We start from the raw sequence: 19,668 nt of genomic DNA on the forward strand, positions 1-19,668 counted from the left end.
TTTATATGGTTACCAAATCCCTTCCGGCAATCCGAATGAGCCCTGCGGCCAGATGACCGGAAGGTTAATTCGTGGTGAGGAACCCAAGCACCAGCGGCAACGGGTTTTTTCCAGCAGCGACTGGAATCCGGGGTAATTCGACCCCTGAAATCAAGGTTTTGAGCCGCTCGGGCGGGGGCAGCCGCACTGCGTCGGGGGCCGCCAGATCGACCACCAGCGCGACTGCGGCCTCGGGGACGAATGCGCAGCGGCGGATGCCAAGGCCGCGAATTTCGATCATGCCCTCAAGCTCCGGCACGGCGTGCGCGAAGAGACGGCCGTCTCGCGTATCGAGACGCACGCGATCGTCGCCGATCAGCAGCGTCTCCGCGATGACGCCGGTGCGGCCCGCGAGAATGAGATCAAGCGTGAGGCGCGACTTGCCGGTGCCGGAGGCGCCGCGAATGAGAATGGCCTGTTCGCCGACACAAACGGCGGAGGCGTGAACGCTGGCGGGTGGCGGCGTCATGTCGCGGGTAGCCGCACCACGAAGCGCGCGCCGGCGACGCGCGTGTCGCCGTCGGCATTGGACGGACCGGCACGATTCTCGGCCCAGATCTTTCCGCCATGCGCCTCGATGATCTGTTTCGAGATCGACAGACCCAATCCGGAGTTCTGGCCGAAGCCCTGATGCGGCCGGTCGGTGTAGAAGCGCTCGAAGATTTTCTCGAACGCGCCGGGGCGAATGCCGGGACCGTCATCGTCGATCACGATCTCGACCTGATCGCGGCGGCGGCGGCAGGTGACGCGGACCTTGCTGCCGGGGTTGGAGAAGGACTGGGCGTTGGCGAGGAGATTGGCGATCACCTGGCCGAGGCGCGAATCGTGGCCGGGCACCGAGAAGGCATCGAACGCCGTGCCCTCGAAGCGGGTTTCGACCTTCACCTCATGACCCTGCTGCGTCTCGTTGGCGACGGAGGTCAGCGTTTCCAAGAGGCGGCGAATGTCGACCGGCTCGGCATCCTGACGCTGCAATTCGGCGTCGAGGCGGCTTGCGTCCGAGATATCCGAGATCAGGCGGTCGAGGCGGCGCACGTCGTGCTCGATCACAGCGAGCAGGCGGCCACGGCTGTCGTCGGATCGCGCCAGCGGCAGCGTCTCGACGGCCGAGCGCATCGAGGTCAGTGGATTTTTCAGCTCATGCGCGACGTCGGCGGCAAACCGCTCGATGTCGTCGATGCGTTTATACAATGCGCCGGTCATGTCGCGCAGCGCCTGCGACAGATGGCCGATCTCGTCGCTCCGCTGGGAGAAGTCGGGAATTTCGACGCGGGTCTTGATGCGCCGTCGCACGCGCTCGGCGCTGTCGGCGAGGCGGCGTACCGGGCCTGCGATGGTCGAGGCGAGCAGCAGCGACAGCGCGATCATCACAATGGCGGCGATGCCGAACACTTTCAAAATCGCAAGACGTTCGGCTGTGACCATTTCATCGATGTCGTCGCCCTGTGTCGACAGCATCAGCGCGCCGCGCACCGCGCGGAATCGCTGTACCGGCACCGCGACCGACACGATCACCTCGCCGCGGTCGTTGATCCGCACGCGGCTCGCGCTCTGGCCGTCGAGCGCCTGCTGCACCTCTCCGTAGCCGTTGCCGTTCTCGGGCCCCAACTCGCGATACAGCGGCAGGTCGCCGCGATTGAGCCAGGTGCGGATGGCGATCACCGTGCGCTCCCACAGGCCGGGCTTGCTGTCGGATGGCGCGGGGAGTTCGAACCGCAGCACGTCGCCGCGTCCGTACAGGCTGCGGCTGTCGAGCAGCAGCACGCCGTCGCGGTCGTAGATGCGCGCGCGCGTCTTGGTCGGCGAGATCAGGCGGCGCAGCACCGGGGCGACGCGTTCCGGGTTGATCGGAAAGTCCATGCCGGACAGGGTTTCGTCGTTCGGCCCATAGCTCTCGCCGGTCTTGAGGTCGCCGAGGCGATCCGGATCGACGGTGATGGCGTTGGTCTCGACGGTGGCGGAGGCGGCGATCGCGCCCGAAATGATTTCAGCCTGCACCAGAAGGCTCTGCGCGCGCGCGTCGATCAGTCCGGCGCGGAATTGCGACAGATAGAGAATGCCGACCACCAGCACGATCAGTCCCGCGAGATTGAGCGAGACGATGCGCCGCGTCAGGCTGGAGAATGTCAGGGCAAGGAAATAGCGGCTGGCGCGCTGGAACACGCTGAGCGGTTTGGCGCGAGTCTCGGCGGGCGCGAAATCCTCAACGGTGTCGTCAGCCGCGAAGTCGGCCGGTTCAGCACCGCCGGTGGTCTTCGATTGATCTGATTGCGTGCGATCGAGCAATCGTAAACCCATTCGCCTATCGTTGCGGCGGGCACCTTGATGTCAGGAAGCCCGCCGTCAGCTTCGATTGCAAAGTGGACAGCCGCTCAGGCGGCTTCCTTGAAACGATAGCCTACGCCGTAAAGCGTTTCGATCATCTCAAAATCGTCGTCGACGACCTTGAACTTCTTGCGCAGGCGCTTGATGTGGCTGTCGATGGTGCGGTCGTCGACATAGACCTGATCGTCATAGGCGGCGTCCATCAGCGCGTTGCGGCTTTTCACGACGCCGGGGCGCTGGGCCAGCGCCTGCAGGATCAGGAATTCGGTGACCGTCAGCGTCACCGGTTCGTTCTTCCAGGTGCAGGTGTGGCGCTCGGGGTCCATGCGCAGCATGCCGCGCTCCAGCGCCTTGGCGTCCAATTCCTTCTGCGTGGCGGTGGGGTCCTTCGGCACCGCGCGGCGCAGCACCGCCTTCACGCGCTCGACCAGGAGGCGCTGGGAGAACGGTTTGCGGATGAAATCGTCGGCACCCATCTTGAGACCGAACAGTTCGTCGATCTCCTCGTCCTTGGAGGTGAGGAAGATCACCGGCAGGTCGGATTTCTGGCGCAGGCGCCGCAGCGTCTCCATGCCGTCCATGCGTGGCATCTTGATATCGAGGATCGCCATGTCCGGAGGGCTGGTCTTGAAGCCGTCCAGCGCGGAGGCGCCGTCGGTATAGGTCATGATCCGGTAGCCTTCGGCTTCCAGCGCGATCGAGACAGAAGTGAGAATGTTGCGATCGTCGTCAACGAGAGCGATTGTTGGCATGGTCTGGTTTCCGAGCGTTTTGATGCGTCTGGTTGAGACCCTGATGCCGAGCAAAATAAGGCAATCGGGATAATCCACGAGCAATGCAAGCTGGGCTGAAATGTGACCGGGTTCCACACCCCCGGCAAATCAACCTGATTTCACTCATATAATGCGCGAAACCACGAAAAGAACCACCTTTTGCTCGGAAAAAGTCCTTTAATTTCAAGAAAGGTTCTGGACCATGAAACCGTCGTTATCGTCCGATTCCGCCGGAATGGTCCGCGACTTGCTCCGATCCAGCCGCCAGGGCGCACTGGCGACGCTGATGGCGGACAGCGGGGCCCCCTATTGTTCGCTGGTTAACGTGGCGCCGGACGCCGATGGCGCGCCGCTCCTGCTGGTGTCGGCGCTGGCGCTGCATACCAAAAATATCGCCTCGGACTCCCGTGTCTCCCTGATGCTGGACGAGCGCCGGGAGGGCGATCCGCTCGAGGGCGCGCGGATCATGCTGGCGGGCGAGGCTAGGGCGGCGGCGCCGGACGATCTGCCCCGGATCAGGCGGCGGTACCTCGCTTTTCACCCCTCGGCCGCGGATTTCGCCGGCTTCGCCGATTTCTCCTTTCTCAAGGTCTTTCCCACCGGCGTGCATCTGGTCGCGGGGTTTGGCCGCATCGTCGATCTGCCGCCGTTCCGGTTTCTGACCGCGATCGACGATGCGGGAAGCCTGCTGGCGGCGGAGGAGGCGATCGTGACGCATCTTAATACCGATCACCGCGATACGATGAATTTGTACGCTGTCCATCTCGCAGGCGCCCCGGCGGCCGACTGGCACTGCGTGGCCTGCGATCCCGATGGCCTCGATCTCGCCTCGGAAGGGCGGTACTTGCGGTTGGCGTTCCCGAAGCGGGTGACCACTCCCGAGGTCCTGCGGATGGTTCTGAAGGAGTTGGCCGCGCAAGCGCGTGCAAAGGCCGGTTGATCGAAATCGCTTGATTTACCGCCAACGCTTTAGGCACGACTAAAGGCGAAAGGCGGGTTCGTCGTCAGCCCGTTTTCGAGGCGATAATGTCGCCCATCAAGTTGAACGACCGCAAATGAACGACTGCGTAAAATGCGCGGCACAAGGGGAGAACATTCCGTGGAGCAGAGTGGCGTACATAACGGCGCGTTCGGCGTCGACAAGTTCGGTCTCAAAGACCTCAAGGCCGTGCATTGGAATCTCGGCACGGCCGCCCTCTACGAACATGCGTTGCAGAACTATGAAGCGGAGCTGACGCAAGAGGGTGCGCTGTGCGCGGAGACCGGCGAGTTCACCGGCCGCAGCCCGAAGGACAAGTTCACGGTGCGCGATGCGCTCACCGACACGACGATGTCGTGGAGCACCAACCAGTCGATCACGCCGGAACAGTTCGCAACACTTCACGCCGACTTCATCAAGCATGCCGAGGGCATGACGCTTTACGCGCAGGATCTCTATGGCGGCGCCGATCCGAAATTCCAGATCAGGACCCGCGTCTACACCGAGCTTGCCTGGCACTCGCTGTTCATCCGCACGATGCTGCGCAGGCCGGAGACGGCGGCGCTCGCGGACTTCGTGCCCGAACTCACCATCATCGACCTGCCGAGCTTCCGCGCCGATCCCGCGCGTCACGGCGTGCGCTCGCAAACGGTGGTGGCGATCGACTTCACCCGCAAGATCGTGCTGATCGGCGGCACCCATTACGCGGGCGAGATGAAGAAGTCGGTGTTCACCACGCTGAATTTCTATCTGCCCGAGCAGGGCGTGATGCCGATGCACTGCTCCGCGAATGTCGGCCCCAAGGGCGACGCGGCGGTGTTCTTCGGCCTGTCCGGCACCGGCAAGACGACGCTCTCCGCCGACCCGGGGCGCACGCTGCTCGGCGACGACGAGCACGGCTGGGGGCCGGATGGCGTGTTCAACTTCGAAGGTGGCTGCTACGCCAAGACCATCCGCCTCTCGCGTGAAGCGGAACCTGCGATCTACGACGCCAGCCTGCGGTTCGGCGCGATTCTGGAGAACGTCGCGGTCGATCCCGCGACTCGCGCCGTGGACTTCGACGACGGCTCCAAGACCGAGAACACCCGTTCGGCCTATCCGCTCGACGCGATTCCGAATGCGTCGCCGACCGGCCGCGCCGGGCAACCGAAAAATATCGTGATGCTCGCCGCCGACGCCTTCGGCGTATTGCCGCCGATCGCGAAACTCACGCCGTCGCAGGCGATGTATCACTTCCTGTCGGGCTACACCGCCAAGGTCGCGGGCACCGAGCGGGGCCTGGGCTCTGAGCCGCAGCCGGAATTCTCCGCCTGCTTTGGCGCGCCGTTCCTGCCGCGCGACCCGACCGTCTACGGCAAGATGCTGCGCGAGCTGATCGCCGAGCACAACGTCGACTGCTGGCTGGTGAACACCGGCTGGACCGGCGGCAAGTTTGGCGTCGGCCATCGCATGCCGATCAAGGTGACGCGGGCGCTTCTGACTGCAGCACTCGATGGCTCGCTGCGCGACGCCAAGTTCCGTACCGATCCTTATTTCGGCTTCGCGGTCCCCACGTCACTCCCCGGCGTGCCGGCCGACATCCTCGATCCCGTCACGACATGGAAGGACAAGGCCGAGTTTGCGAAGACGGCGCAGGGCCTGGTCGGCATGTTCCAGAAGAACTTCGCCAAGTTCGAAAAGCTCGTCGATGCCGACGTGCTGGCCGCCGCGCCCGAGTTCAAACAGGCCGCGGAGTAGGGATGTCATTGCAACGAAAGGGCGGCTTTGCAGCCGCCCTTTTTTATTGGCCTGTGCGGGTCATGCGCTCTTGCGCTGCATTCCCTTGACGTCGGCTGCAGAGAGGCTCTTGCCGCCGATGGCCCAGTTGCCGCCCGGAAGCTCGTGCACGCGGACCCATGTGACGCCGCGCATCGCTTCGCCTTCGATCGCCACCATCGCATCCGTGACCTTGCGGATCATGTCCTGCTTCTGGCTTGTGTCGAACACGCCTTCGATGAGTTGAATATCGACCAATGGCATTGGAACGTTCCTTCGTTGCCTGCCGCGAGACGATCTCGCCGCTGTCGCTGCATTCCCACGCCGCCGCCGGCCCGGCCAGTTCAGGAACTGAATCGCCCCGGTACAGAATCTGAACTGGAGACAGCGGTTGGAGAGGCGTAAAACACGGGCCTTCCATGACCTGCGGAGGGATCGATGGCCGAAGGCAGCTATAACCAGTTCTGCCCTGTCGCGATGGCATCCGAAATCCTGTGCACGCGCTGGACGCTGATCGTGTTGCGCGAACTCGTTTGCGGATCGACGCGCTTCAACGAATTGCGCCGCGGCGTGCCGCGGATGTCTCCGGCGTTGTTGTCGAAGCGACTCAAGGAGCTTGAAGCCGCAGGCGTCGTCACCCGGACAAAATCGGCGGCCGGTCCAGACCTTTACGAATACCGGCTGACACCGGCCGGAGAAGAATTGAAGCCGATCATCGAGCATGTCGGCGTGTGGGGGCATCGCTGGGTGAGCACGAAATCGTCGCTCGACAATCTCGATCCCAATCTTCTGATGTGGGACATCCGCCGCCGGATCGCGCCGAAGTCGATGCCGCCGCAGCAGCGTCACACGATCCAGGTCATCCTGACCGACCTGGTGGAGAGCAAGCGCAACTGGTGGCTGGTTGTCGGGCCTGGCGACGAGGTCGATTTGTGTTCGATTGATCCCGGCTTCGAGGTCGATCTTTATCTCGTCACCGACCTGCGCACGATGACGGAGATCTGGATGGGCTACACGACCATCGCCCGGGCCAAGTCCGATGAAAGACTGGTCGTGACGGGCAGCCGTGAACTCGAGGCCGGTCTGGAGACCTGGCTCGGGTTGAGCAGCTTCGCCAAGGTTGAGAAGCGCGTGGCCTGAACACGCCGGAGGCCGCCCGGAATGCGCCCGGATGCCGAAAACCGGCGCTCCTGCGGGCCTTTAGCGAAAAGAACAAATATAGAACATTTTTAACGATTGCTGTAGCATGGTGATTCGCCGGGCGCCGCTGGAGGCGCCCCTTTGTTTCGAGGGTGCCATGTCCGATATCGCGTCCAATACCGCGCTCAATGCCGTCGCCATGACCCGGATAGCCGATTTCGCGCGGACACTGACACGCCTGCATGCCGCCGCACGTCATCAGATGATCGACGACGACCAGATCGACCGTGCCTTCAACGCGGTCTGCATGTCGGTGTGGGGCTACACCATCGAGGATATTTCCGACGACATGCTCTCGGTGGAGGACCACGAGTTTCTCGACACGCTCGACGAGTATCGCGCACGCCTGTTCGCGGCCGAGCACGGTTACGATCTGCTCGGCGACGAGGGCATCCTCACCGATTGGTGGGGTTATTGCTGGATGATTCTCGCGGAAAAGCGCGGCCTGCTGACGCCGGAAAACCGCACGGCTGCACGGCTCGAATGGGAAGATCGTTTCCGTTCGGTGCCGAACGTGATCGGTGTCATCGTCAGCCGCTAGGAAACGGCTTCGCCGCGATCTTCAATAAAGCGCCGCGCGCGTTTTCGGCATCGCGATCTTTGGCGCGGCCCCGTTCGCATGCACAGGTTGGACAGCCGGCAGCGTGCCGGTGATCTCGACGCTTGAATTCGGCGCGACCTCGCTGACGTCGACCCGGACCGGCGCGACCTTCATCTCGCCGAGCTTGGCGCGCAGTTCCGGCGTCAGGCCCGGATAATTCGCGACCGGCGTGAATTCGGCGGTCTGCCCATTGATCGGCGAGACGCCTTTATAGGCGACAAGACCGTCGGTGGTGGCGACGATATCGCCGGGGCGCAGCGTGGTGTCGAGCGACAGATCGATCGGCGCAAGCCCCGCCGGATCGCGGCCGTTGCAGGTGCAGTCCGCCTTCAGCGCCTTGCGGTAGGCGAAGGCGTGCGGCAGGTCGGCATAGCGTTCGCCGTTCGGGCCGAGCGCGGTGTCGATATTGCCGCCGAAATAGACCTTGGTGGCGCTCGCCGGGCAGAACGACTGGCACATCTGGGCTGGTGTCATGCCCGCGTGCGACGACAGCGGGAAATACTTCCCGTCGCAGGTGCGCACGCAATAGGACGCGGAACGTCCGCTGCTCACGGGCGCGACCGCTGTCGGGCCCGGATCGATCGGATTGCCGAAGAAATCGGTCTGCGGAGTGGGCGAGGAGGGCTGCGCCGCGCGGGGCGCACGGTCGCCGCCGAACAGGAAATCGAAGAAGCCTGCGGAAGCCGGACGCGGCGTGAGCGCCAGCAGGGATAAAGCCAGCAGCGCGGCGTGACCGGGCCTGAATGCGGAACGCAAACGCAACGCTTACTCCACCGACGCGACGGGAATGTCAGCCAGCCGCCTGCGGCGCCAGCGTCAAAACATTATCGCGGGATGGTAAATGGAGCGTTTAGACGCCTGCGTTGGAGCCTGCGCGGGTCTCTAGAAGAAAATCCAGGTGACAAGCAGGAAGGTCGGCAACAGCACGAGCGAAGACCAGGCCATGTAGCCGAAGAAGCTCGGCATTTTGACGCCGTTCTCGCGGGCGATGGCGTAGACCATGAAGTTCGGCGCGTTGCCGATATAGGTGTTGGCGCCCATGTACACCGCGCCGGAGGAAATCGCGGCGAGCAGCGCCGATTGCGCGGTCATCAGCGTGTGCGGGTCGCCGCCGGCAAGCTGGAAGAACACCAGATAGGTCGGCGCGTTGTCGAGGAAGGACGACAGCGCGCCCGTCAGCCAGAAATAGGCGGCCGGGTTGCCCGAGCCGTCTGCCTTGCTCACCAGCGTCAGCAGGTTCGCGAACGGGCCATGCGAGCCGGCCTGCAGCATCGCCATCACCGGGACGATGCAGATGAAGATGCCCGCGAACAGGATCGCGACTTCCTTGATCGGTCCCCAAGAAAAGCCGTTGGCGGTGCGTACGTCCTTCGCCGTGATGCGCACAGAGGCGATCGCCACCAGCAGGAACACCAGATCGCGCAACAGATCCTGCAATTGCAGATCGACGCCCGCGACATGGAAGGCGATGCCGGGCTTCCATTTGGCGCTCATCAAAATCGCCGCGATGATGAGAACGAGCAGCAGCAGGTTGGCTTTGCCATGCAGCTTGAGCGGTTTGTCCGGCGTCGGGTCGGAGACGCGCGCGAAGCGGCCTTCGCGATGATGGAAATAAAGGTCGAGTGCGCAGAACACCGCCAGTACGATGGCCGCCGTGGTCAGCGTCTCCAGCCACAGATGCTGCGTGGTCCAGAAGAAATCGACGCCCTTGAGAAAGCCGATGAACAGCGGCGGATCGCCGAGCGGCGACAGCGCGCCGCCGATATTGGCGACGAGGAAGATGAAGAACACCACGACATGGGCATTATAGCGGCGGTCGTCGTTGGCGCGGATCAGGGGGCGGATCAGGATCATTGCCGCGCCCGTGGTGCCGACGACGCTCGCGATCAGCGCGCCGAACGCGAGCATCACCGTGTTGGTGAAGACGCTGTCGTGCAGGTTGCCCTCGAGATAGATACCGCCCGCGACCGTGAACAAGGCCAGCAGCAGCAGGATGAACGGGATGTACTCGAGGAAGGCGGTGTGCGCGAGCGCGCCGGTGACGGTCGCGATGTCGGTGGTCGCCAGCAGCGCGATCACGATCAGCGCCGACCAGAACGCGGTGAACTTTCCGAAATGATGCTCCCACAGATGGGGATAGAGCACGGGTCCGGTGGCGATGGACAGAAGGATGCCGACGAACGGCAGGCCCCACCACAGCGAAAGGCTCGCGCCGTTCAGGCCCTCGGCGGCGAAAGCCGGAGAGGGCAGGCAAAGCGCAAGCAGGACAAGGGAAAGGCGGCGGAGCGATGTCATCGGCGCGAACCTAGCATCGCGCACCGATTGTTCAAGGACGAAGAAACTCTGTCGCAGTATAGAGCGCGCGCAGCGTAAGACCGGCTTCTTTGAAGTTCTCGCTCGCGCCTTCCTCGCGGTCCACCATGGTTAGCACCATCACCACATCGCCGCCGGCGTCCTTCACCGCTTCAATGGCCTTGATGGCGGAGCCGCCGGTGGTGGTGACGTCCTCGACAATGACGATGCGTTTGCCCTTGAGGCTTTCGCCCTTGGCGAGGCCTTCGACTGCGAGCCGTGCGCCATGCTCCTTCGGCTTCTTGCGGACGAAGAAGGCCGCGATCGGATTGCCCTTCATCCACGAGAGCTGCGCGATGGCGCCGGCAAGCGGCACCGCCCCCATCTCGAGCCCGCCGATGTAATCGATCTTCTCGTCCTTGATGGCGTCGTACGACAGTTCCGCCAGCAGCGTCGCGCCTTCCGGGTCGAGCATGGTCGGCTTGAGGTTGAAATAGAAATCGCTCTTGCGGCCCGAGGCGAGGGTGATCTCGCCGCGCCCGAACGAGCGGGTGCGGATGATGTCGGCCAGGCGGGCGCGGGAAGGTGTGGACACGGACGGACTCGCTGAAAGGAATGAAACGCCCGAACTTCTTAGCCAGACCCCGGCAGTGAAGCCAGCACAGATCGCAGGCGTTCACTGCGAAATTACGGCGCAGCCACCGGAGATCAGCTAGTGCGCCTCGTCCCAGTTATGGGCCGCGCGGGCATCGACATGCAGCGGCACCGACAACCGGGCAGCCGGGAACGCTGCGTTCTCCATCACCTCCTGGATGACGGGAATCGTATCGCCCACCTCGCTGTCCGGTACTTCGAACACCAGTTCGTCGTGCACCTGCAAAAGCATCCGTGCGGCGAGCTTCTTCTCCGCGAGCGCGTCCTCCATCCGGATCATGGCGCGGCGGATAATGTCGGCGGCGGTACCCTGCAGGCGTGCGTTGATCGCGGCACGTTCGTTGAACGCACGCAGCGAGGCGTTCGACGCCTTGATGTCCGGATAGTGGCACTTGCGTCCGAACAGGGTCTCGACATAGCCGTGCTCGCGGCAGAAATCGCGCGTCGCATCCATGTAGGCGCGGATGCCGGGGAAGCGCTCGAAATATTTCTTGATGTAGGCACCGGCCTCCTCGCGCGGAATGCCGAGTTGGTTGGCGAGGCCGAATGCCGAGATGCCGTAGATGATGCCGAAATTGATCGCCTTGGCGCGGCGGCGCACTTCGGCGGGCATGTCCTTCACCGGCACGCCGAACATTTCCGACGCCGTCATGGCATGAATGTCGAGCTTGTCGTGGAAGGCCTGCTTCAGCACCGGAATGTCGGCGATCTCCGCGAGCAGCCGCAATTCGATCTGCGAATAGTCGGCAGAGACCAGCTTGTGGCCTTTTTCGGCAATAAACGCGCGTCGAATCTTGCGGCCGTCCTCGGTGCGCACCGGGATGTTCTGCAGGTTCGGCTCGTTCGACGACAGCCGCCCCGTCGTGGTGGCGGCGAGCGCGTAGGTGGTGTGAACGCGCTGCGTCTGCGGATTGACGTAGTTTGGCAGCGCGTCGGTGTAGGTCGATTTCAGTTTCGATACCTGCCGCCAGTCGAGAATCTTGCGCGGGAAGACGTGACCTTCCTCGGCGAGGTCTTCAAGGATCGAGGCGGATGTCGACCATGCGCCGGTCTTGGTCTTCTGGCCGCCGGGCAGGCCCATCTTGCCGAAGATCACATCGCCGAGTTGTTTCGGGCTGCCGGGGTTGATGTCCTCGCCCGCGATCTTGCGGATTTCGTCTTCAAGCCGGGAGGCTGTTTGTGCGAAATCGCCTGACAGGCGTGAGAGAACCTGCCTGTCGATCATGATGCCGCGTCGTTCCATGCGCGCCAGCACGCCGATCAAAGGCCGCTCCAGCGATTCATAGACGTTGTTCATGCGTTCGGAAATCAGCCGCGCTTTCATCAGGAGCCACAGCCGGATGATGATGTCGGCGGTCTCGGCGCCGTATTCGGTGGCGCGTTCGATCGTTACCTGATCGAGCGACAGCTTGTTACGGCCGCTGCCGATGACGTCGCCATGCTTGATCGCCGCATGGGCGAGCCATTTCTGGGCTAGCGATTCGATGTCGTGCGCGCCGCGCCCGGCGTCGAGCGCGTAGGACATCAATTGCACGTCGTCGGTCGTGCGCAGCGTGATCTTGTGTTGCGCCAGCATGACCGAGATGAATTTGATGTCGAGGCCGGATTTCAGCACGGCCTCGGATTCCATCAGCTTGCGAAGCACATCGAAGGCCTTAGCCGCCTCGATCTGTCCTTCCGCGAGGCCGCTGGCGAACAGATCCTCGCCGCCGCCGGATTTCTTGTGTCCAAGCGGAATGTAGCAGGCTTCATTGGGCGTCAGAGCCAGCGCGATGCCGCAGATGTCGGCCTGCATCGGATCGATCGAGGTCGCCTTGATGTCGATCGCGACATGGCCGAGATCGTGCGCGCGCGTGATCCAGGCGTTGAGTTCGTCGAGCGTGCGGATGGTTTGATACTTGCCGCGGTCGATCTTTCCCGTTGCGGCCTTTTCGATGCGGACTGCCGCCAGCGCCTGCGGCGAATGCGCCGTCGCGGGTGCCGCGCCTGCGCTGGTCGCGGACGTCGCGGATGTACCTTTGGCCCGCGCATCCGGCTCGCCGCCGAGCGGCAGGGTTTGCGGCGAATCCTGACCGACGACTGTTGCAAGCGGGCTTTTCAGATGTTCGTCGGGACTGACATCGGCGGCGTCGATCTGGGCGTATTCGGCCACGCGCCGCGTCAGTGTGGAAAATTCCATCGCCTTGAGGAACGCGATCAGCTTGCGCGAGTCCGGCTCGTGCACCGCCAATTCGTCGAGCGGCACGTCGAGTTTCACATTATTATCGAGCAGCACGAGTTCGCGGGAGATGCGCGCCTTAGCGGCATGTTCGATCAGTGACTCGCGCCGCTTCGGTTGCTTGATTTCGCCCGCGCGCTGCAGAAGCGTTTCGAGGTCGCCATACTCGGTGATGAGCTGGGCGGCGGTCTTGATGCCGATGCCCGGAACGCCCGGCACGTTGTCGACGGAATCGCCCGCCAGCGCCTGCACTTCAACAACCTTCTCCGGCGGCACACCGAATTTCTCGATCACCTCGGGAATGCCGAGGCGGCGGTCCTTCATGGTGTCGTACATGGTGACGCAATCGGTCACCAGTTGCATCAAGTCCTTGTCCGAGGAGACAATGGTGGCGGTCGCGCCGCGTTCGCAGGCTTGCCGCACATAAGTGGCGATCAGATCGTCTGCCTCGAAGCCGCCCTGCTCGAGGCACGGCAGGTCGAAGGCGCGCACGGCTTCGCGGATCAGCGCGAATTGCGGAATGAGATCGTCCGGCGCGGGCGGGCGATGCGCCTTGTATTCGGGATAGATCTTGTTACGGAACGTGACTTCGGACTTGTCGAACACGATGGCGAGATGCGTCGGCCGATTGTCCGGCGGCATGTCGCGCATCAGCTTCCACAGCATGTTGCAGAAGCCGAGCACGGCGTTGACCTGCAATCCGTCCGACTTGCGGTTCAAGGGTGGCAGCGCGTGATAGGCGCGGAATATGTAGCCCGAGCCGTCGACCAGAAAGACATGGTCGCCCTTGCCGGGAGGTTTCACCCCGGCGGGCGTGCGCGCCTGCGGAGTTGTGGATTTTGCGGAGGACTTTGCCATGGCGCTCATATAGGAGGGAACCTAGGCAATATCACCCTGAACCGGAGACACGCTACCCGGAAATGCCGGGGAAATAGTCTTGGCGGGCATTTTCCAAGGCGGGCATGCCGTGGCGCCGGCCGCGAAGGAGGCCATGATGGATGCGCAATTGTCTGAGTTGTTCGATAAACTTCGGGCGGCCGAGGCCGACATCGAAGCGGAATTGACGCGACGGCGCGAAGCCTTCCGTTATGAACTGCATAATCGACGTGTCGTTTTCGGGCAGGAAGTTCTGAATTTTCATCGCGCGATGAAGACCCATGCGCTGCGTTATCTGTTTGAGGCCAATCTGCTGGTGATGCTGACCGCGCCGGTGATCTATTCGCTGATCGTCCCGGTGATCATTCTCGACATCTTCGTGATGGTCTATCAGGCGGTCTGCTTTCCGATTTATGGAATCCCGAAAGTGCGCCGCAGCGACTATCTGGTGTTCGACCGTCATCACCTCGCTTATCTCAACATCATCGAGAAGATAAATTGCGCCTATTGCTCATATTTCAATCAGGCTATCGCATTCATTCGCGAGGTGGCTTCGCGCACCGAAATTTACTGGTGCCCGATCAAGCATGCCCGTCGCGTACTTGGCCCGCATCCGCACTATGTGGGCTTTGCCGATTTTGGTGACGCCGATGCCTACCGCGAGCGGGTCTCCGAGATGAAGAATGGCGTGACGCCTGAGATGCTGCGTTAGAGCAGGCTATTCCGCCGGCTGGAGTGCAGCCCGCTGTTTCGGCGGTGCGATCCAGAACGTCGCCGGTCGCGTGAACAGGAAGCCGAGCCGCGTGTTGCGCAGCGTCCACCAGATCAAGAGCGAACCGGTCACGCCGACGGCGGTGACGATCAACGAGATCCACCCGATGTCCGTAATGAGATGCGTTTTCAGCAGCAGCGTGCGGGTCGATGCCATCGGCAGGAAGAAGGCGAGGTAGATCACGATCGAATGTTCGCCGCAGTAACGGATCGCATCGATCCAGTTCATGCGGGCGAGCAGCGTGGCGATGGTGATGATGGCGCATGCGCCGGCGATGCCGAGGGCCAGCGAAATTACCGGCCATTCGCTCATGCCGACATAGACGAGGCCGGCATCCGTCAGCGCCCAGACGCCGATCCCCGCGAGCGCGAGTCTTGGATTGCGACGTACGGCTTCCGCGAGAGCGAACACATGCTTCGAGAACAGGTAGCCTGTGTAGAAATAGACGAAGCGCGAGGCGAATTCGTCGATCGTGGTCCAGCCGGTATTGAGGTGCGAGGACTCCAGCAGCGCGGCGATAATCCAGATCGCCCAGGCCGGCACACGCAGCGTCGCCTTGGTGACGACGAAGAAGATCGGCAGGAGATAGATGAACCAGAGCGTGCCGAACGGGTCGATGAAGGTTTCCAGATACATCACGCCGACATGCGACCAGCTTCCACCTTCGGCAGCGAAATGCGGCGCCTTGAAGCCGAACTGGATCGCGGTCCAGAGCAGGTAGAAGTAGAAGAAATGCACCACCTTGCGGTCGAGATAGGTGCGCCAGTCGCGGTTGATGACGAGCGGCAGGAACAGGCCCGAGATCAGGAAGAAGTCCGGCATGCGGAAGGGCTTCGCAAAGGCCACGATCAGATGCATGAAGCCGGTCTGGCCGGTGGCCGCTTCCACGCCGAGCGTCGAATGCATCATCACCACCATGATGATACAGATGCCTTTGGCGTAATCGACCCAGTCGACGCGCTCGGCATTCACGCGAGGTGTGGCTTGTGTCTCGTTTTTGCTCACCATTGTCCCATGTCCGGTATACTGACGGCACATTCGGCGCCGCCGGTTTCATTCCGGTTTATTCATTCAAATGTCATGCCGGATTGCTCCTAAGGCCTGCGGTATGGGTTTTCTCTCGTTACCAAAACCGCTAAGAGGCAATGGAATTCGGCAGGCGGGCGTTAACCATGAGGCGGGTTGAGCAATGCGGATAACGATGATCGGGACGGGCTATGTCGGGCTTGTTTCGGGGGCCTGTTTCGCCGATTTCGGCCATCGCGTGACCTGCGTCGATACCGACGCCGCCAAGATCGCGGCCCTTCATCGCGGCGAGATGCCGATCTTCGAGCCCGGCCTCGACCAGCTTGTCGAGGCGTCGGTGAAGGCGGGCCGCCTCGATTTCCAGACCGACCTTGCGGGACCCGTCGGCGAAGCGGATGCGGTGTTCATTGCGGTCGGCACGCCGTCGCGGCGCGGCGATGGGCACGCCGATCTGAGCTACGTCCATGCAGCCGCACGCGAGATCGCAGCCGCGCTGAAGGGCTTCACCGTTGTCGTCACGAAATCGACCGTGCCGGTGGGCACCGGCGACGAGGTCGAGCGCATCATCCGTGAAACCAATCCGAACGCGGATGTGGCGGTGGCTTCGAATCCGGAATTCCTCCGTGAGGGGGCTGCGATCCGCGACTTCAAGCATCCGGATCGCATCGTGGTCGGTGCCGATGAAGAACGTGCGCGCAAGGTGATGGGCGAGGTCTACCGGCCGCTTTATCTCAATCAGGCGCCGATCATGTACACCGCGCGGCGCACCGCCGAGTTGATCAAATACGCCGCGAACGCGTTTCTCGCGACCAAGATCACCTTCATCAACGAGATCGCTGATCTGTCGGAGAAGGTCGGCGCGGACGTGCAGGAGGTCGCGCGCGGCATCGGCCTCGATAATCGTATCGGCTCGAAGTTTCTCAATGCGGGGCCGGGCTTCGGCGGCTCGTGCTTTCCGAAAGATACCCGCGCGCTGGTGAAGACCGCGCTCGATCACGATGTGCCGCTGCGCATCGTCGAGGCGGTGCTTGCGGTGAACGACAACCGCAAGCGCGCGATGGCGCGCAAGGTTGCGGCGGCGGCGGGCGGCAGCCTGCGCGGCAAGACGGTGGCTGTGCTCGGCCTCACCTTCAAGCCGGAAACCGACGACATGCGCGAGGCGCCGTCGATTCCGCTGATCACGGGCCTGCTCGATCTTGGCGCCCATGTGCGGGCTTACGATCCGATCGGCATGGAACTGGCGAAGCACGATCTGCCGGACATTGCCTATGCCGTCGATCCTTACGACTGCGCCAAGGGCGCGGATGCGCTGGTGATCGTCACCGAATGGGTACAGTTCCGTGCGCTCGATCTGGTGCGGCTGAAAGAGGAGATGGCGCATCCGGTAATCGTCGATCTGCGCAATATCTATCGCCGCGACGAGATGAAGGCGCTCGGCTTCATTTATGAGAGCGTCGGACGCGGGACGATTTGAAACTGTCCGCGCGGGGACGGCGCTGATGACGCAATGAAATTCACCACGCCCCTTCCCATTGATGCGGTTCTCAGCGAACTGGGTGAGACGCTCTCGCGCGGCAACACCGCCGTGCTGGTTGCGCCGCCCGGCGCGGGCAAGACCACGCGGGTGCCGCTGGCGCTGCGCGATGCGCCATGGGTGGGCGCGGGCAAGATCATCGTGCTGGAGCCGCGCCGCATTGCCGCGCGCGCTGCCGCCGAACGGATGGCGCAGACGCTGGGCGAGAAGGTCGGCGACAGCGTCGGCTATCGCGTGCGCTTCGGTTCCAAAATCTCGCGCAAGACGCAGATCGAGGTGGTGACCGAGGGCATCTTCACCCGCCAGATTCTCGACGATCCCGAACTCAAAGGCGTCGCGGCCGTGCTGTTCGATGAATTTCACGAACGCTCGCTTGATGCCGATCTCGGGCTGGCGCTGGCGCGCGACGCGCAAAGCGGGTTGCGTGAGGATTTGCGCATTCTGGTGATGTCGGCGACGCTCGATGGCGCGCGGGTCGCGAAACTTTTGGGCGATGCGCCGGTGGTGGAAAGCGAAGGCCGCGCTTATCCTGTCGAGACGCGCTATCTCGGCCGCAAGCCCGACCAGCAGATCGAGCGGCAGATGGCGGATGCAATTGCGTCCGCGTTGCGCGCGGATACCGGCTCCGTGCTCGCGTTCCTGCCGGGCGCTGCCGAAATTCGCCGGACGCAGACTTTTCTTGCCGAACGTGTCAGCGATCCGAATGTGGAGATAGTGCCGCTGTTCGGCGCGCTCGATGCCGCCGTACAGGATCGCGCGATTGCGCCTTCGCCGAAAGGCATGCGCAAGGTGGTGCTCGCGACCTCGATCGCGGAAACCTCGCTCACCATCGAAGGCGTGCGGATCGTGGTCGATTCCGGCCTCGCGCGCGTGCCGCGTTACGAGCCCGACATCGCCCTGACGCGGCTGGAGACCGTGCGGGCTTCGCGCGCGGCGGTCGATCAGCGCCGCGGCCGTGCAGGGCGAACCGAGCCCGGTATTTGCTATCGGCTGTGGGACGAGCCGCAGACGTCATCCTTTGAAGCGTTCACGCGTCCTGAAATCCTGTCCGCCGATCTGTCCTCGCTGGTGCTCGATCTCGCGCATTGGGGCGTGGCTGATCCAGCAACGCTGGCATTTCTCGATTCTCCGCCGCCGGTCGTGCTCAAGGAAGCGTCCACGCTGTTGCGCGAACTCGATGCGCTGGATGCCGATGGCCGCATCACTGTGGAAGGGCAGGCGCTGCGCGCACTGGCGCTGCCGCCGCGCCTCGCGCGCATGATCGTCGACGCACATCGTCATGGCGCTGGGGAAGAGGCGGCGCGGATCGCCGCGATCCTGACCGAGCGCGGGCTCGGCGGCGACAGCGTCGATCTCGATGCGCGGCTGGAGAATTTCGCACGCGACCGCTCGCCGCGCGCGCAAAGCGCACGGCAACTGGCGCAGCGATGGATCGCGCAGGTGAAGGAGAGCGCGGCAGCGGTCAACGACACGGCGGAAGGGCTGTCGACCGGCGCGATCCTCGCGCTCGCTTTCCCGGATCGCGTCGCGCGCAATCGCGGCAAGGCGAGCTTCACGCTGGCGAACGGGCGCGGCGCCAATGTCGATCCGGCCTCGGCGCTGGCGAAAGCGCCCTATATTGCGGTTGCCGAACTCACCGGCACCGCCGCCAGCGGGCGCATCTTGCTCGCAGCACCCGTCACGCAGGACGAGCTCGAAACGCGCTTTGCCGGTCACATCACGATTGAGGATGAAACGAGCTTCGACAAATCCGCGATGGCGTTGCGCGCGCGGCGGCGCAAGCGGTTGCACGCGATCACGCTGTCGGAACAGAACCTGCCGGTGGCGACATCTGAACAGACCGCGCAAATTCTCGCGGATGGGCTCGCCGCAGCAGGCTTTGACCGCCTGCCATGGTCGAAGCCACTGAAGCAATGGCGCGATCGCGTCATGTTCCTGCGCGCCACGTCGCCCGACGAGTGGCCGGATCTGTCGGATACTGCTCTCGCCGCGAGCCGCAGAGAATGGCTCGTGCCTGCACTGATGGATAAGATCTCGCTGTCCGATATCTCTCCGGGCGATCTGTCGGATGCGGTGATGGGGTTGTTGCCATGGGACAAGCGCGCCCGGCTGGAGCGCGAGGCGCCGACCCATTTCACCGCGCCGACCGGCACGTCATTGCCGATTGATTATGAAGCCGAGCAGGGGCCGACCATTGCCGTCCGGCTGCAGGAATTATTCGGCCTGAATGTCCACCCTTCGATCGCGAACGGAAGGCTGCCGCTGGTGGTCGAACTGCTGTCGCCCGCGCACCGGCCGGTGCAGGTGACCCGCGATCTGCCGGGGTTCTGGCGCGGCTCCTATGCCGCCGTGCGGGCTGACCTGCGCGGCCGTTATCCGCGCCACCCCTGGCCGGAAGATCCGGCCTCGGCGGAACCGACGCGCCGGGTGAAGCCGCGCGGAACCTGAAAGGGGCGAGTACCGGCCCCAAAATTAAGACTTTGCTTACCCTATTGCCCGAAACAGGACCGGTGCCTGCCGGGAAGGGCATTTTTGTTAACGCCTCCTGGCCGGGAGTCGGCGTGCCCTGATCGGTGTGAAGCGGATTTCGGCGGGCCATGGTTTTGAGAAAGCAGGCGTTGGCG

The 19,668-nt window shown here is 63.3% G+C and carries 16 protein-coding genes; 7 read left to right on the forward strand and 9 right to left on the reverse strand.

The window, feature by feature from the left end; translation table 11 throughout:
• Nucleotides 1–64: 64 nt before the first annotated feature.
• The 3 genes from AC1RNA_RS05555 to AC1RNA_RS05565 form a co-directional block, all read right to left on the reverse strand.
• Nucleotides 65–508 carry an HPr kinase/phosphorylase gene (locus AC1RNA_RS05555; RefSeq protein WP_009338062.1) on the reverse strand — a complete coding sequence of 148 codons (444 nt, stop codon included), beginning with the start codon at nucleotides 506–508 and terminating at the stop codon, nucleotides 65–67.
• Nucleotides 505–2,337 (reverse strand): sensor histidine kinase, encoded by a 1,833-nt coding sequence (locus AC1RNA_RS05560; protein WP_009338059.1) that lies wholly within the window; start codon nucleotides 2,335–2,337, stop codon nucleotides 505–507. The genes AC1RNA_RS05555 and AC1RNA_RS05560 overlap by 4 nt, the downstream gene beginning before the upstream one ends.
• Nucleotides 2,338–2,411: 74 nt before the next feature.
• Complete coding sequence (locus tag AC1RNA_RS05565) at nucleotides 2,412–3,116, reverse strand: response regulator transcription factor (protein ID WP_009338058.1); 705 nt, start codon at nucleotides 3,114–3,116, stop codon at nucleotides 2,412–2,414.
• A 223-nt stretch (nucleotides 3,117–3,339) separates the two neighbouring features.
• On the opposite strand from AC1RNA_RS05565, the gene AC1RNA_RS05570 reads away from it, so the two are divergent.
• Both AC1RNA_RS05570 and AC1RNA_RS05575 read left to right on the forward strand, forming a co-directional pair.
• Entirely contained in the window at nucleotides 3,340–4,077 is a 738-nt protein-coding gene (locus AC1RNA_RS05570; RefSeq protein ID WP_009338056.1) for a HugZ family pyridoxamine 5'-phosphate oxidase, read from the forward strand.
• A 159-nt stretch (nucleotides 4,078–4,236) separates the two neighbouring features.
• A complete protein-coding gene (locus AC1RNA_RS05575; protein WP_009338054.1) occupies nucleotides 4,237–5,853 on the forward strand; it encodes a phosphoenolpyruvate carboxykinase in 1,617 nt (538 codons plus the stop codon).
• Between the two features lie 60 nt (nucleotides 5,854–5,913).
• On the opposite strand, the gene AC1RNA_RS05580 is transcribed toward AC1RNA_RS05575, so the two are convergent.
• Nucleotides 5,914–6,135: a tautomerase family protein gene (locus AC1RNA_RS05580; RefSeq protein ID WP_009338052.1), complete on the reverse strand. Its 222-nt coding sequence runs from the start codon at nucleotides 6,133–6,135 to the stop codon at nucleotides 5,914–5,916.
• Between the two features lie 174 nt (nucleotides 6,136–6,309).
• Between AC1RNA_RS05580 and AC1RNA_RS05585 the strand changes: the two genes are divergently transcribed.
• On the forward strand, nucleotides 6,310–7,011 hold the full coding sequence (locus AC1RNA_RS05585; RefSeq protein ID WP_009338050.1) for a winged helix-turn-helix transcriptional regulator: 702 nt from the start codon (nucleotides 6,310–6,312) through the stop codon (nucleotides 7,009–7,011).
• Nucleotides 7,012–7,168: 157 nt separating this feature from the next.
• A complete protein-coding gene (locus AC1RNA_RS05590) occupies nucleotides 7,169–7,612 on the forward strand; it encodes a YbgA family protein (RefSeq protein ID WP_009338048.1) in 444 nt (147 codons plus the stop codon).
• Between the two features lie 21 nt (nucleotides 7,613–7,633).
• Here AC1RNA_RS05590 and AC1RNA_RS05595 read toward each other — a convergent pair whose 3' ends face one another.
• The 4 genes from AC1RNA_RS05595 to polA all read right to left on the reverse strand — a co-directional run bounded on the left by AC1RNA_RS05595 (nucleotide 7,634) and on the right by polA (nucleotide 13,703).
• Nucleotides 7,634–8,434: a DUF2865 domain-containing protein gene (locus AC1RNA_RS05595; protein ID WP_009338046.1), complete on the reverse strand. Its 801-nt coding sequence runs from the start codon at nucleotides 8,432–8,434 to the stop codon at nucleotides 7,634–7,636.
• 120 nt (nucleotides 8,435–8,554) lie between these two features.
• On the reverse strand, nucleotides 8,555–9,967 hold the full coding sequence (locus AC1RNA_RS05600; RefSeq protein ID WP_009338044.1) for a sodium:proton antiporter: 1,413 nt from the start codon (nucleotides 9,965–9,967) through the stop codon (nucleotides 8,555–8,557).
• Nucleotides 9,968–9,998: 31 nt separating this feature from the next.
• Nucleotides 9,999–10,559 (reverse strand): orotate phosphoribosyltransferase, encoded by a 561-nt coding sequence (gene pyrE, locus AC1RNA_RS05605; RefSeq protein ID WP_009338042.1) that lies wholly within the window; start codon nucleotides 10,557–10,559, stop codon nucleotides 9,999–10,001.
• Between the two features lie 117 nt (nucleotides 10,560–10,676).
• Nucleotides 10,677–13,703, reverse strand: a complete 3,027-nt coding sequence (gene polA, locus AC1RNA_RS05610) for a DNA polymerase I (RefSeq protein ID WP_492950427.1) — start codon at nucleotides 13,701–13,703, stop codon at nucleotides 10,677–10,679.
• A gap of 127 nt (nucleotides 13,704–13,830) precedes the next feature.
• On the opposite strand from polA, the gene AC1RNA_RS05615 reads away from it, so the two are divergent.
• Nucleotides 13,831–14,424, forward strand: a complete 594-nt coding sequence (locus AC1RNA_RS05615) for a hypothetical protein (protein WP_492951180.1) — start codon at nucleotides 13,831–13,833, stop codon at nucleotides 14,422–14,424.
• 6 nt (nucleotides 14,425–14,430) lie between these two features.
• On the opposite strand, the gene AC1RNA_RS05620 is transcribed toward AC1RNA_RS05615, so the two are convergent.
• On the reverse strand, nucleotides 14,431–15,492 hold the full coding sequence (locus tag AC1RNA_RS05620; RefSeq protein WP_009338037.1) for an acyltransferase family protein: 1,062 nt from the start codon (nucleotides 15,490–15,492) through the stop codon (nucleotides 14,431–14,433).
• A gap of 181 nt (nucleotides 15,493–15,673) precedes the next feature.
• Between AC1RNA_RS05620 and AC1RNA_RS05625 the strand changes: the two genes are divergently transcribed.
• Nucleotides 15,674–16,984, forward strand: a complete 1,311-nt coding sequence (locus AC1RNA_RS05625) for a UDP-glucose dehydrogenase family protein (RefSeq protein WP_009338035.1) — start codon at nucleotides 15,674–15,676, stop codon at nucleotides 16,982–16,984.
• Between the two features lie 33 nt (nucleotides 16,985–17,017).
• Nucleotides 17,018–19,492 carry an ATP-dependent helicase HrpB gene (hrpB, locus tag AC1RNA_RS05630; RefSeq protein WP_492950428.1) on the forward strand — a complete coding sequence of 825 codons (2,475 nt, stop codon included), beginning with the start codon at nucleotides 17,018–17,020 and terminating at the stop codon, nucleotides 19,490–19,492.
• The last annotated feature ends 176 nt before the right edge of the window (nucleotides 19,493–19,668 follow it).

The sequence above is a fragment of the Afipia sp. GW821-FHT14H12 genome, assembly GCF_058803465.1.